This window comes from Microbacterium sp. LWH3-1.2, assembly GCF_040675855.1.
Lineage (GTDB): Bacteria > Actinomycetota > Actinomycetes > Actinomycetales > Microbacteriaceae > Microbacterium.
Genome location: NZ_JBEGIK010000001.1, coordinates 3,465,690 through 3,478,496, shown reverse-complemented (window position 1 = coordinate 3,478,496; position 12,807 = coordinate 3,465,690). Strand labels below are relative to the sequence as shown.

Here is a 12,807-nt window from a genome sequence, read left to right as displayed (position 1 = left end):
TCAAATGATCACGCATCGCCTCGTCGAGGTCGCCGGGAATCGCTACAGAGAATCGCATATCAAGCCGCCGTCGGGATCGCTATGGAAATGAATCCGCGGACGTGGCGGAGCCACGCGAGAGCAGGAGCCGTCGCCATGTCGGTGAAGCTGAATTCCCGCGAGTGCCGCACCCATCCAGGAGGGCAGTCGGTGGAGTCCACGTTGGTCGCGGCGAAAGCGACGGAGGCGGGTAGGTGAATCCAGTGCGGCGGGACCATCGGCCAGCTATGCACCTCGGCCAGGCTGACCCCCGTGGTCACCTTGTCGCCAGCGAGTGCACCGCCGACAGCGACGACGTTGTACAGAATTCGTGCTCCGTCGGCCCACGCCGGGGCGCCAGCCGCAGTCATGTCGTCGATGAACTGCTGGGCCGGCCCGCTGAGGGCCGGCCCAGAGAGGGGCGGCGCGTCGGTCACGCGACGTCTCCGACCTGCTTGGCGGTGACGAACTGGTCGCCATTCTCGATCTTTACGACCTGTTCGTCCGCGAAGGACTCGGTGCCACCCGTCGGGAGGATGCGGGCGAGGTCGTAGCCAGCCGGGTCAACTCCGGCGAGCCGGAGCAGCGCCGCCGCGGTCTGGTCGTCGTCGTGGCTGGTGTGTCGCTCGCCGTCGATCGTGAAGCGGATCTTCTTGCGGGCGGAGAACCGCGCGGAATCCCTCAGGTTGACGATCTGGCCGTCGCCGATCTTCTCCTCTACGCCGTTCTTGGTGATGAGGAAGAGGTCGTGGGACTTCGGGTCGTGTCCCGCCAAGCGCAGGAGAGCAGCGGCCTCCTGGTCCTCGTCGAGCGTGGTGAAAGCGTTGTTGTCGATGTAGATCTTGAGCGGTGCGTCGGGGGTCATGAGACCCTCCTTCCTTGTAGCGTGTCGCCCCTGCTCGCGGTTGGGAGCAGGTAGCATGTACCTGTCGGGTAAATCTCACTGTACCAGATCTTCGTTTACCAAAGAGGTAAATCTTGCTGTTGGCGTGGTCGAGCACATCGCTCCAGGTTTGCTGTCTGTCAGGAGCGCAGCTGCGAGCCGCCGCCGGCGACCAGAGCGCAGCAGCGGAAGACCTTCTGTACCTCATCTCGCAAGCGCCGATGCTCGGCGATCTCGGCCCGTTGCGAAGCGTCCAAATCGATGTTCACTCAGGCCACCTGACTCTCTCGATGGATGAGGTCGACATGCATGCCAACACACTCAGTGCCGACGGAGTAGCGCTCCCACTCCCGAATCGGGCCTCGTTGCTCGAGCACGCCTCCGCGGAGGCTCTACTTGTTCACGACTTCCATGTCCGCGGCCGCTCGATCCTCCGGCGCGCGAGCTGAATCGAGATTTCATGACTAGACACACCGCCACCGACACCCGGTTTGATTTCGCCCCGAACCCAGGGCGCATATTGCAGCGCGAACTTGACTCCCGCGGGATCAGTCAAGCTCAACTTGCCGCGCGGACCGGGCTCAGCACAAAGCACGTCAATCTCGTCATCAAAGGGACCGCACCGCTGTCTGCGGATGTCGCTGTCACCCTTGAGGAGATCCTCGGTGTGTCTGCTGAGATGTGGTTGGGCCTTGAGGCTGCCCGTCAAGCGCAGGGCGCGCGAGCCGAACGGCGAGACGCGCTGGCGGGATTCGCGGAGTGGGCCAGCACGTTCCCTCGGCAACTGCTCATCGAGCGAGGGGTGATTGAGCAACTAGATCACGGGCCGGCTGTAGCGGCGAAGCTACTCTCCTTCTTCGAAGTTGCTTCCCCACACGCCTTCGCGAAGACCTGGCTAGAGCCGCAAGCCTCCTACAAGCGCAGCCAGATACATGTAATCGACACCAATCTGACGGCGCTCTGGCTCAGGCTGTCCGAGCTGCAGGCGGCAGAGCTCATCGACAAGGCGCCACCCTATGACCCAACCAAGCTGCGAGACGTTGCCGCTGAGCTACCCAGACTCACCACGCAAGGGCCGCGAGTTGCCTTCCAGCGGGCCCAGGATCTATTGCTAGAGGCAGGAGTGGTCTTGGTGTTCGTTGCAGAGCTGCCCAACACGCGAATCAGTGGTGTGTCGAGGTGGATCCACAAGACGCCGATGATCGCGGTGACGAGTCGCTATAAGACGCTGGACAGTCTTTGGTTCACGTTGCTACACGAGGTTGCTCACGTCCTTCTGCATCCGAAGCGGAGCACGTTCGTCGACGACTTTAGGGCGAACGACGATGCGGATGCGCAGGAGACGGCCGCAAATCGATTCGCGGAGGAGCACCTGATTCCAGGGGCGTACCGGGATGCTCTACTGTCCGCCACAACCACGTCAACGATCCGTTCGATCGCGCACGATCTTCGCGTATCTCCGAGTCTCGTTGCTGGTCAGTGGGCGTTCCTAACAAAGACGTGGAACGGTCCGATTGCCAAGTTGCGGCAGAGCGTCGATCTTGCAGAGGCCCTCGCTGCACCTTGACGCTCAGTCCATCGTCCACGCTGCGGCCCCAGAACGGATAGCTGACTAAGCGGACCCGGACTCTGGGTAGAAGCCGTCGATTATCGCCCGACGTAACGGGGATGGGTATGGAGTCGGCAGCGTCCGCAGGTCGGTGAGGAAATTCTCGGGATACCCATTCGCGATGCGCGTTCGGGGAGATTGCGTACGCCGTACGGCGCGGCGATCTCGATCCTCATGCGGGCAACGCACGATGAGGGCACGCAGCATGCGGGAGATGACGCGTTCGTTCCGCATCCACTGATGGCCGGTGCCAAAGTCGCGCCTGCCGGGGGGACTTGTTCGGGCGGCAGGTTCGAGAAGTCCGGGACGCCACTAGCGTCGAAGTGCGCCGTCGCCCATTCAATGATGCCGCGGATCGTCTCAACCGCCCCGCCCGCGTCGGCCACAAAGCCGACGGCGGCCGCCACGCCAGCGATGACGCTGGTCAACTTCGATCGCTTCAACCTCGTACGGAGCGCATCGAGCTCTCACGCCAGGTCGGCGTTGGCTGCGCCAGCACCGCCCAGATCGACAGTGAGATTGTGTCCAGTTCTCCCTCTGACGCCAGGTCTCTGGCTCGGCCGGCGACACAGTCGCGTGAACGGGTCCTCGATCGCGCGACCGGGAGGGTGGCATATCAGGACTCAGTCGGTCGGGGTGCCTCCTCGCGGGAAATGCAGACGCCCGCGCCGGCTACCGTGTGAAGACTCGTAGCCGATGGGATTCGTTCAGCTCGAACTGCTGACCTTCGATCTTTACGAACCCTCGAGGCCTGTCCGTGGTATCGGGTGCGGCGCGGTCACGGCCGGGCCCCACGTCCGTCGGACCGGTCAGCATGTACTCTTCGAGCTGCCCATCGGCGAGCAACTCGGTCCCGAGATAGAGCTGAACTCGTTGAGGAGGGGGACCCTTCGTCAGTTCGTGCGGTGAGATCTCTGCGCCAGCGCGAGGATAACGGTCCTGGATGCTTTCCTCAGTAGGAGCAACCCCACCGTTCATCTTGGTGAGTTCGGAGTTGATCGCGGCTGGCCAGCTGTTTGGGCCGATCGACTTCATTTCGCGGGCCACCTTACGTGCACCGCGACCGCGTAGCTTGACTGGTGGCAGGCCGAACATGGCGATGATTACTTGTCGCCTGCGCTTCCAGGGGAGTAGCGGGCTGCGCCAGGTGAGGACTACGACAGCGCCGTCTGCGCCTGACGGTGATGGCATGCGTAGCTCGTCATGCCTCTCGTCGCCAGACCATGACACCTGTTCCGCGTCGAAGATCTCTATCCGAAAGGTCTCGCCTGGAAACAGTGCTTGCACCAGGGGTAACGTTCCGTCGCCGGCGACGGGACGACCCGTTCGAGTAATCCACGTGCGGTGATAGGCGATCTGCTGCACGGGGCTCGCTCCGGCGTTGGAGAGTGTCCAGGTGAACGATCGTGCTGGCGGCGTACAGAACACGGAGCTACGCAGCCGCCCACGCGTAAGAAACGCGGAGAACAATCCGACTAGCGTTATCGCGAACGCTCCGAGCGTGACCCAATCGGCGGTGCTGCCGACAATGCGCGCCCAGTCGGAACCCGTGACCGCAGCGAGGATTGAATCTGCCGGGCCCATGACGACATGGTAGAGGCCGGGACGTCCTCCCCGGTTGTCTGGCGAAGGTCCTGCACCGGCGAGCGGTTGGCGGTCGCTTGCCGCCCGTACGAACGACGGCGCGCGATAGGCTCCGGCCAACGCCTCTGAAGCCCATCGCGCAGGCGGACTTCAGGTGTTCAGGGTGGCCAGGATCTGGCGCGCGGTCTTCGCCGTCGCCGGGATCATCGCCAGGAACATGAGCGGCGGTACGGCGATGCGCTCGTGAAGCCGACGGGTGCCGATCAGGCCGCTCTTTCGTATGAGTGGCGCTGCCACCTTGATCAGCTTGAGCATGCGCTGCTTCCACTGCGGAACAAAGGCGAGTGCGACCGCCAGGAAGAAGAGCAGGCGAGCCAGGGCCGCGGCGGCAAACAGCGCGATCGCGGTGGTGGAAAGGAGGTAAGGAAAGGAACCAACCAGAAGGTCCATGAGGCACGTCTCCAGAAGCGCCCGCCTGTCGGCGCTTCTTAGGACGGCTCTCATGGAGCTCTGGGGTTGTCAGTCAGCCGGAGCGTGATGTTCCGGTCGGAGCTTGGTTAGGGCCTGGATTCGGCCCGTTCGGCCTATCACAGGCGATAGACAGGTCCACTCGACAACACTCAACAACGGAGCACGCGCGGCTATTCCCGTGTTCGAACCCAATTCCGCGAGTCGGGGTGGCTGGCACTGCGTGCGCGCTGGAACACAGCGCCGGTTCGCTCCTAGATATGCCCGCTACTGCGCTGCGCGAATGCCGGTACCCCAGCGCACATCTCGATCCCTTCGCGCGGGGTTACGACGGTTCTGGAGTCACGGAATACTGGTCGGGTGCTCACTGTCGCCAAGACAGTCGCAACTGTTGACTGGTCATCGTTCTGGCCCGACATGATCGTCGCGATTTTTACCGGTCTTTTTGTCGCGGCGGCGGTGATTTTCGCGGAGCGGCAGATATCCCGCCGTGCCGCGCTGCGCGAGAGCGCGGATGCGCAGCGGCGTGTCGTCACGGAGGCCGACCGATGGATGCGAGCAGCTGATCTACAGCTCGGACTCGCTCATTCCCGCCGACACAGACTTTCAACACGTTGAACGACTTGTACGACAGATTCCACCTGGCACTTCCCGTCCTTTCATCGCAGAGTTCGGTGTGCTGCTCGACTACGTGCAGCACTGGGAGGCGATGGTTGCCTCAGCCAAGAAGGTTGAGGTCCTGATACAGGCGAAGACCAACACTCCCCGGATGATGTTCGACACGCTCAACCGGTTGATTTCAGGGCCGCTGCCGGCGGGCCCCCTCTGGCAGAAGATTTGGGCCGACTTCGGCGGAGTTGAGAAGATTCACCACTGCGACCTTCAGACATTCACGGGGGAGTACGTCAAGAATCGGGTGAACGTGGAACAGCACTGGTGGGCATTCGCAGAGTGGCGCAAGGAATGGGCGAAGGCAACGCCCAGCAACATTGGAGCTACCTTGGAAGCCCTCGATCACGGTCGCTGGACACGGTGGCGCGTACGCCGAAACTCCGAACGCACTGCCCGACAGGCGCTGGTCGACGCAGAGCGGTCGGCTAGCAGACAATCCGCGCAATCCCGCGAAAATCGGAAGCGATACTGGCCTCGCTGTTCGGCCAGGAATCTCGCTTTCGATTCTGAAAGTCTGAGCCGCTGAGCGCTAGCGAGCTTCTTCGCTCGGGGCGTACTCCTTGTCGGCGAACTCGTCCCCGCGGTTGTACCACCTTTCGCCGGCCTTCGGATCGGAGGCACTCTACTGCGACGATCGCGTGCCCCGATCCGGAGACGGTCACCACACCTGTATGCGCGGACGCGGGCGACCACCAGTGGCAACCGCGCGCAAGGCGGTCGCAGAACGCGCCAATCTTCGCCGAGTCGCGGGCCTCGACGTCCGAACGAGTCGCTTACGTCAAATCGCACCGGCCCCCCGAATGAAACGTCAGTGACGAGTTGTCTCACGAGCGCTCGAGCCGCCACTCCTCGACAGCCTCCCGCGTCGCCTGAGCGAGTCGCCAGGTGAGATCGCTGAGCGAGGCGGCGTCCTGGTCCGGGTTGAGGAGCTCAACGAGGCCGGACATCGGTTTGCTCGCATCGAATGGGAGATCTTGGGGGATGTAATGCACAAAGGTGTTGCGAATGCGCTTGTTGCGCGGGTCCAAGAACGTAGCCACGTCCTTCGATGTGAGAAGTTCTCGCACCCTTGTGGCCTTCGCCGCGGCGTACTCGCTCAGGAGTTCCTGAAGCGACACAAGGGCATGCCAAAGCGTGACCATAGCCGTGCGGAAGAACGGCCCTTCATGACCCGAGAGTGTTTGCGAGAGCAAGAACACCAGAGTGTTCAGGTCCGATTCGAGAAGAAGGACGAGCATCTTCGCTTCGTCGCCGAGCGACGCTTCGTACTGTGCCGGCAGAAACTTCCGGACGTAGTGGTCTTCCCATAAAACATTCCTCAATCCGCTCAGGTCGAGGGTCGCTTGGGTCGGGTGGCCGGAGCCGACCATCATGTGGAATGCGGACAGATCTCTGCCGAGGTCTGTTCCCAGTTTCAATGCGGCGTCGCGCAACTCTTCCGATACCCCAGCGGGGAGTACGAAACGCACCTGGGTAGGGATCGTAGCCAACACGATGTGACCGTCGAACGTGGCGACTCCGAGTTCTTTGACAAGGTGATGCATGAACCGCGGCGCGCGACCGCGCATCCACACGTGGTGTGCTACCCAGTAGTTCTGCATCTCGGCTCGGAAGTCCTCTACGGACTTCTTCGTGTTGTCTAGCAGCTTCGCAGCGTGGCGCGCCTTCTCGATGGAGGGGCTCTCGTCCTCCGCGAGGAATGGGACGAGTTGAGGGACGCCGACGTTGGTGTCCGGCGATTGAATCACCCTTCGACCCTCGAACGCGACTCGCGCGTTGATGCTGAGCATCATCCAGGACGCGAAGTCGACGCCCGTGCCGGCTTGTGCAGACTTGAAGACATCCAAGCACCAGGCCGCGTCCGTCCACAGAAGCGTCCGTGCAAGCGTGCCCCCTGCCTTGCTAACGCCCACGGTGCCTCGAGTTGGGTGTCGACGTAAGCAATGACTGCATGAGTCCATTCTGTCGGCGTCAAGGCAAGCTGCGCGTCGGAAGTGAACAGTCCGCAATCAGCAGTTCTACGCTGCAGTGGCATGGAACGATCACCACGAAGAAGTCGAGGGATCCCGACGTCCGATGGGCCATGCCCGGTATCGGTCGTTCGCGCAACACTCGAGGAGATTCTGTGAGCGAGGTCGAAACCCGCGCTGATCAGGCCCGGAAGCCCGCGCGAGCCTCTCCTCAATGAGCGCCCGACCGCCGAGCGCTACATCCCGAGATCGCGCCCCGCACTCGGCGCCCCAACCACTGGCCCAGTAGTCATCGCCACCTCCCGGTTCCTCGCCGCGCGACGCATCTCTGCCTGGGCCGCGCGCACAGCATCCTGCATCGTCAACTCCGGAGTGCCGCGCTGCATCGACTCGGCGAGGCACTCGCGCGCCGCGGCATCCGTCCGCGCCACGACGATCGCGACGTTATGCACCCGCCCTCGCGTGAGGCCCACGTAGAGCCCTGCGGCATCCACATCCGGCCCGACCACCGACGCGTCGGCGGTGTCGCCCTGCACACCGTGCACGGTGGACGCGTAGGCGAGCTGCAGGTGCTCGTGGGCGTACTCGGTGGACACGCGCCCCACCTCGCCGCTGTCGCCCACGGAGACAAGAGACACATACTCGTCGCGGATGCCGCGCACAATCCACTGCGCGCGATTCTCGACACCCGTGAGCCGGTCATTGCGACGGGTCTGGACGGTGTCTCCGACGAGGATGCGCTGCTGCCTCATTCCCCACGCGACGACGCGGACGTCGAGCTCGCCCTGATCGACTCGCCGCTGCTGGATGGCGTCGTTGATCGCGTCTGCCTCCGCATTCGTGCCTGATACCAACGTCACGCGCTTGCCGCGCGCGTGCCAGTCGAAGTACGCGTCGATCATCCGCTCACACGCCGCGTCGTGATGTTCGACCCGGTCGATGTGACCGTGTTCGGCAAGCTCGCCCGCAACCGCCAGCGCACGCTCGCGATCACCCGCATTTCGGAGCCGAAGCGTGAGCGCCGCGTAGTCGGGATCACGGAACCGGTGCACCGTGTCGAGCTCGACCGCAGCGTTCGCGTGCCGGATCGCAGAACCCATTGCGCCCGCATGTCCGACCGGCAACGCCTGATGCGTGTCACCCACGAAGGCCAGCCCGACACCCTGCTCGATCGCGAGTTCGACGAGGACGTTCGCCGTCTGCAGGTCGACCATGCCGGCCTCGTCGACGACGATCCGATCGCGAGAACGCAACACGTACTGCGTGGGTCCGCCGTACACGAAGCCCATGCTGGGGTCGACGTCTCCCACTCGGAGCCTTGTCCATACCTTCGCGCCGGTCTCGTCGGTGCCCCACCGGTAGCCGTGGTCCGAAAGCAGGGCATGAATGCTGGATGCCGCGCCCCCGACCTCGCGAGACGCCACCGACGCCGCCTTCCGCGTGGGAGCAACAACGAGCATCCGCCGCCGTTGCGACGTGAGTGCCGCGAACGCAGCGCGCAGCATCGTCGTCTTACCCGCGCCGGCGGGGCCGGTCACCGTCACGAGGCCGTCCGTGCCGGCGATGGCGCACGCGGCAACGCATTGCGACGCGTCCAGTGCCGACAGATCCTCGTTCAGGGCGAACCGCTGCAACTCTCCCGACAGCAGGGAGCGCCCGGGTCGGGCGAGCACGTCCAGGCGGCCGGCGAGACGCACCTTGGCGCACACGGTCTCGGTCGCCATGAACGCCTTGACGTGCGCCGGCGGCTCCGCAACCAGCCGATAGACGGCACCCGTGGCACGCTCCGAGATCTCGGCGATCACGCCATCGAGCCGGTCGCGCTCGGCAACGACCCCCGTGCGTGAGAGCGCGCGTATCGCGCCGGCACGGATGTCAAAGATGCTGAACCTCCCGCCGCATGATGCGGACCGTTCGTCCGCGTCGACGACCGCTTGTGCGGCGAGCAGATCCAGATCGACGGCATGGAGGTCTGTTGGAGCGACGGGGATGGGTGCGCGCCGGGTGGTCAGGCTCGGATTGATCGCTGCGATCTCGTCGCGGACGCGCGCTTCCCACGTCGTCTCATCGAGATCGGCCGGCTTGTTCGGACGCGACACCGCCCACGCGCGCCGATCGATCTGGTGCAGCACCTCCACGCTCGGTGCCGATCCTCCGTGCGCCGCCGACCACTCCGCGATCAGGCGCGCGCGGTTGCCTTCGATCTGCGCCGACCGACGCGACACGGGCCGGACAGCACCGGCGAGTTCGGCGACCTCGCCAGTGTCGTCGAGCGTGTATCCATGCCGGGCGAGTGCGGAGATCCAGGCAGGATCGGTGCGGGCGGCGAGCTCGCCCTCCGCGTTGACGACCGTGTGCAGTTTCATTGCGACGCGCGAGTCGAGGTTCGACCACTTGCCGTCCGCGCCGAGCACCTTGATGTTCAGCCAGAGGTGACGGTGGATATGCGGGTCGAGCGCGCGCGAGCGCCGATGTCGCAGCTCGACGACCTCGATGCGGGTGATCTCCTCGCGGATGAGTCCTCCGTGCCCGCGCCGCGCGTTGAGCTCCGTCTGCCACGTGAGCAGGATGCGGTCACGCAACCGGTCCTGGAGGGCCTCGAACTCGGCAGCGAGCTTGGGATGCAGCAGCGCGGCGATGCTGTACGACTTCGGGTGGTTGAGCGTTCCATCGAGCAGCAGATCGGCGTCGGGGCTCAGCCGCTGGTGGCCGCGCTCTTCCCCGGTGATCGGGTCGTGTCCGGTGAGCCAGACACGAAGGCCGCCGGTGGTGAGCTCGTCGCTGCCGATCCTGCCGCTCGCGACAATGAATCGCGAGACCGTCGAACTGGATGCCGCACCATACGCTTCGAGCGCGTCAACGCCGGGGGAGTGGTGCAGGTGAGCATCGCAGGTGCCCTCGAGCGCGTAGCCGATCGCCTGCCGAACCCCACGGGACTCGACACCTCGCTTCCAACGCTCGAGGCCTCCTCGCATGGCGTCAGAATAGGGTGCGTTTTCCACATTATCCAGGTATTTTTCTGGTGTGCAGGTACGTGTAGGGGAGTGCCTCTAAAGGGTGTCGCTCACCATGGGTGCCTGCGTGCATCGTCTTGTTCGATAACGGGCGCCTCGTCGTGCTGGACCAGCGGGCGGGGATAACCCGAGACCGTGGCTCAAGCAGAGTGGTGGGCGGCGTGCTGCGGTCGATCGCGCGCACAGAGACCGTCGGCCGCACGACGGCCGACGGTCCGGAGCGACATAACATGTCAGGACCGCTATTTGATGCTGACGTCCTGCCGGCTGATGGCGACGCAGACACCGTCTTTCACGACATACGCCTCGACGTAGTGTCGTCCGCGGTACGAGGTCGGCTCCGTCCGAGTCAGCGTGCCGTTGTCCTTCTCGACTTGCCCACGGATGCAATCGGCGCGGATCGCTTCCTCTCCGGTGTTTCGCACCTTCCAGTACACCTCAACTGGTCCTGGCACGTTGTGCTGGACGCGGAACTTGATGTCTGACTTCACAGGCACCACGTTGCCGTATCGGCCGAGCTCGTAGTCCCTAAAGCCGCGACGTTTTGCAACGCGACCGGTCAGACTCACGCGGTAGCGCACATCGAGGCGGATCGGGATGCCCCACCGATCACCGATCGTCTCATCGGTGTTGCGGACGCCTTCGACGCCGAGGTGTGCCTCGGACGCCTTCTTCACGGTCGTGTCGTAGGTGCCGAACTTATCGCCGAAGAGTCGACGCCACTTCACCTTGGACTCTTCGGCGCTTTCCTCGTAATACGCCTCGTCGATCCAACCGCGGTAGACGTGGATCTTGGCGCGGAAGTTGGCGTACTCGTCCTGATTCCAGCGATGGTTGTAGTTCTCGGTCGGCTCGCTCGGGTCGTCGATGCTCGGCATCAGTTCGTTGTCCTGCAGGTAGACGTCGAGCGCGCCGACGATGTTCTTGAGCGCGGTTGGCACGTCGGCGTACTGCGAGTCGTCGCCCCACGCGACAGCGTCGCTGACGCTGTTGCCAAGAAGGATGGACAGGATCACGGACTTACAGCTGAAGGTGTCCTTGAAGTCGCGCAGGTACTTGACGAGCCGGATGACGTTGACGAGACGGCCGCTCGCGAGACGGTTCTGCTCATCGAGCCATTTGTTGTAGCCCTCCGGGTTGGTCAGTTCGAACTGGTTCTCGGCCCGGTTGCTGATGTAGTGGGCGCTGCGCCTTTCCATATAGGGCACCAGATCGATGTGGAACTCGTTGGCGTAGTCGATCCGGATGCAGCGGTCGTGCCGGCTGACCATGTCGCGGTAGGTCGAGCTGCCACGGAACACGGTGTACAACTCCTGGACGTAGTCCTCGGCTTCCCACTCATCCACCTCGTCCATCTCGAGCAAGAGGTCCGCGTCGAACTCATCGTTGGCGCGCACCGGATTGATGATTGTGCGGTGGGCGTAGCTGCCCTGCGGGAGGATGTCGATGAAGTTGGTCGCGAAGGCATCATCGCCCGCTTGCACGAAGTTCGTGATTGCCGTGACGCGCTCGTCGAGCTGCTTGATGCGGCCGTCGCCGAGATTGACCTTGTTGACGAGGAACGCGTCGAAGTGCTTGATGAGCTTCATCGTGCCGCCTCCTCGTTCTCAAGCACCCGAACTGGAACGAACGGCGCTGCGGCCGTCGAGAAGAACCGCGCGCGCAGGAGCGGCAATTGTGTGCGTGCCTGATCAGCACCGAGGGCGCGAAGCTCCGGGATTCCTTCTACGCCGTCCAGCTTGTACTGCCGTTCGTCGACGACGGGTGAGACGCGCACGACGTGGGTGTGACCGAGCAGCAGCATGGTTGATCCGATCGAGGACGACGACTGTCCCGACATGAAGACCTTCACGATTCGTTTCGCCCAGTAATTCGCAAGCCCGTGGCGGCGATCTCGGCTTGCCTGGAAGTTGGCGGGCGCCTCCGTGCAGCCGACACCAAGGAGCTCGACATCCCCTTTCTCCCACTCGAGGAGTCCGATCGCTTCCACCGCCGCCGCACCCATAGGGTTGTTGGCCCACATGCCGCCGTCCACCAGCGGGACTCCGTTGGTGAGGCGGTGCGTCGGGAAATAGGTCGGCGCGGCGGCCGTCGCCATGGCAACGTCGACGGCTCGCAGCTTGTAGTCGCGCTCGAACCGCTCATGATGGGCGGTCTTGAAGACGTTGACCTCGCCCGTCGAGAGGTTGAGGGCCGGAATGACCAACCGCGTCGTGCTCTCGCCGACGCGCCGATCGCCAAAAACCTCGGTGAGCGCTGCCTTCAGCGGCGCCGGGTCGTACTTGGCCGTGACCAGCTGCCGAAGCGGCCCGAGCCGCTTGCTCCCCTTGAAGATCTGCGGCCCCTTTTCCTCGTAGAAGCGGAGGATGTCTGACGCCGGGATGTCGAGACCTAGCGCCAGGGCGATGATGCCACCGGTCGAGGTGCCGACGATCAGATCGAAGTAGGACGCCAACGGCTGGTCGAGTTCGCTTTCCAGATCGGCAAGAAAGGCCGCGGGAAACACGCCCTTGATGCCTCCGCCGTCGATCGTGAGAATGCGTCGAGGCACCCCCGAGCTGACATGCTCTGTACTCATTCGTTCCCCTG

The 12,807-nt window shown here is 63.8% G+C and carries 11 protein-coding genes; 3 read left to right on the top strand and 8 right to left on the bottom strand.

Annotated elements, in window-relative coordinates; genetic code table 11:
* Positions 1-59: 59 nt before the first annotated feature.
* Together MRBLWH3_RS16205 and MRBLWH3_RS16200 are read right to left on the bottom strand one after the other, a co-directional pair.
* Positions 60-389 carry a hypothetical protein gene (locus MRBLWH3_RS16205; RefSeq protein ID WP_363434076.1) on the bottom strand — a complete coding sequence of 110 codons (330 nt, stop codon included), beginning with the start codon at positions 387-389 and terminating at the stop codon, positions 60-62.
* 62 nt (positions 390-451) lie between these two features.
* Positions 452-883: a hypothetical protein gene (locus tag MRBLWH3_RS16200; protein ID WP_363434074.1), complete on the bottom strand. Its 432-nt coding sequence runs from the start codon at positions 881-883 to the stop codon at positions 452-454.
* Between the two features lie 478 nt (positions 884-1,361).
* On the opposite strand from MRBLWH3_RS16200, the gene MRBLWH3_RS16195 reads away from it, so the two are divergent.
* Positions 1,362-2,468, top strand: coding sequence for an ImmA/IrrE family metallo-endopeptidase (locus tag MRBLWH3_RS16195; protein WP_363434072.1), 1,107 nt, complete (start codon positions 1,362-1,364; stop codon positions 2,466-2,468).
* A 714-nt stretch (positions 2,469-3,182) separates the two neighbouring features.
* Here MRBLWH3_RS16195 and MRBLWH3_RS16190 read toward each other — a convergent pair.
* A complete protein-coding gene (locus MRBLWH3_RS16190; RefSeq protein WP_363434069.1) occupies positions 3,183-4,094 on the bottom strand; it encodes a hypothetical protein in 912 nt (303 codons plus the stop codon).
* Between the two features lie 150 nt (positions 4,095-4,244).
* The gene (locus MRBLWH3_RS16185; protein WP_363434066.1) at positions 4,245-4,544 is read right to left on the bottom strand and encodes a hypothetical protein; all 300 of its coding nucleotides are present in this window, start codon (positions 4,542-4,544) and stop codon (positions 4,245-4,247) included.
* A 378-nt stretch (positions 4,545-4,922) separates the two neighbouring features.
* Between MRBLWH3_RS16185 and MRBLWH3_RS16180 the strand changes: the two genes are divergently transcribed.
* Both MRBLWH3_RS16180 and MRBLWH3_RS16175 read left to right on the top strand, forming a co-directional pair.
* Entirely contained in the window at positions 4,923-5,180 is a 258-nt protein-coding gene (locus MRBLWH3_RS16180) for a hypothetical protein (RefSeq protein ID WP_363434063.1), read from the top strand.
* A gap of 58 nt (positions 5,181-5,238) precedes the next feature.
* Entirely contained in the window at positions 5,239-5,760 is a 522-nt protein-coding gene (locus MRBLWH3_RS16175; protein WP_363434061.1) for a hypothetical protein, read from the top strand.
* A 298-nt stretch (positions 5,761-6,058) separates the two neighbouring features.
* On the opposite strand, the gene MRBLWH3_RS16170 is transcribed toward MRBLWH3_RS16175, so the two are convergent.
* The 4 genes from MRBLWH3_RS16170 to MRBLWH3_RS16155 form a co-directional block, all read right to left on the bottom strand.
* On the bottom strand, positions 6,059-7,147 hold the full coding sequence (locus MRBLWH3_RS16170) for a hypothetical protein (protein WP_363434058.1): 1,089 nt from the start codon (positions 7,145-7,147) through the stop codon (positions 6,059-6,061).
* 293 nt (positions 7,148-7,440) lie between these two features.
* The gene (locus MRBLWH3_RS16165; RefSeq protein WP_363434055.1) at positions 7,441-10,179 is read right to left on the bottom strand and encodes an AAA family ATPase; all 2,739 of its coding nucleotides are present in this window, start codon (positions 10,177-10,179) and stop codon (positions 7,441-7,443) included.
* Positions 10,180-10,460: 281 nt separating this feature from the next.
* Entirely contained in the window at positions 10,461-11,807 is a 1,347-nt protein-coding gene (locus tag MRBLWH3_RS16160) for an SMODS domain-containing nucleotidyltransferase (RefSeq protein ID WP_363434053.1), read from the bottom strand.
* On the bottom strand, positions 11,804-12,796 hold the full coding sequence (locus MRBLWH3_RS16155; protein WP_363434050.1) for a CBASS cGAMP-activated phospholipase: 993 nt from the start codon (positions 12,794-12,796) through the stop codon (positions 11,804-11,806). Before MRBLWH3_RS16155 ends, MRBLWH3_RS16160 begins: the two co-directional genes overlap by 4 nt.
* Positions 12,797-12,807: the final 11 nt, after the last annotated feature.

Excerpts from the sequence above, each read along its gene's own strand:
- MRBLWH3_RS16200 (WP_363434074.1), bottom strand. The coding sequence starts at position 883 with ATGACCCCCGACGCACCGCTCAAGATCTACATCGACAACAACGCTTTC.
- MRBLWH3_RS16155 (WP_363434050.1), bottom strand. The coding sequence starts at position 12,796 with ATGAGTACAGAGCATGTCAGCTCGGGGGTGCCTCGACGCATTCTCACG.
- MRBLWH3_RS16160 (WP_363434053.1), bottom strand. The coding sequence starts at position 11,807 with ATGAAGCTCATCAAGCACTTCGACGCGTTCCTCGTCAACAAGGTCAAT.
- MRBLWH3_RS16185 (WP_363434066.1), bottom strand. The coding sequence starts at position 4,544 with ATGGACCTTCTGGTTGGTTCCTTTCCTTACCTCCTTTCCACCACCGCG.
- MRBLWH3_RS16195 (WP_363434072.1), top strand. The coding sequence starts at position 1,362 with ATGACTAGACACACCGCCACCGACACCCGGTTTGATTTCGCCCCGAAC.
- MRBLWH3_RS16165 (WP_363434055.1), bottom strand. The coding sequence starts at position 10,179 with ATGCGAGGAGGCCTCGAGCGTTGGAAGCGAGGTGTCGAGTCCCGTGGG.
- MRBLWH3_RS16205 (WP_363434076.1), bottom strand. The coding sequence starts at position 389 with ATGACTGCGGCTGGCGCCCCGGCGTGGGCCGACGGAGCACGAATTCTG.
- MRBLWH3_RS16190 (WP_363434069.1), bottom strand. The coding sequence starts at position 4,094 with ATGGGCCCGGCAGATTCAATCCTCGCTGCGGTCACGGGTTCCGACTGG.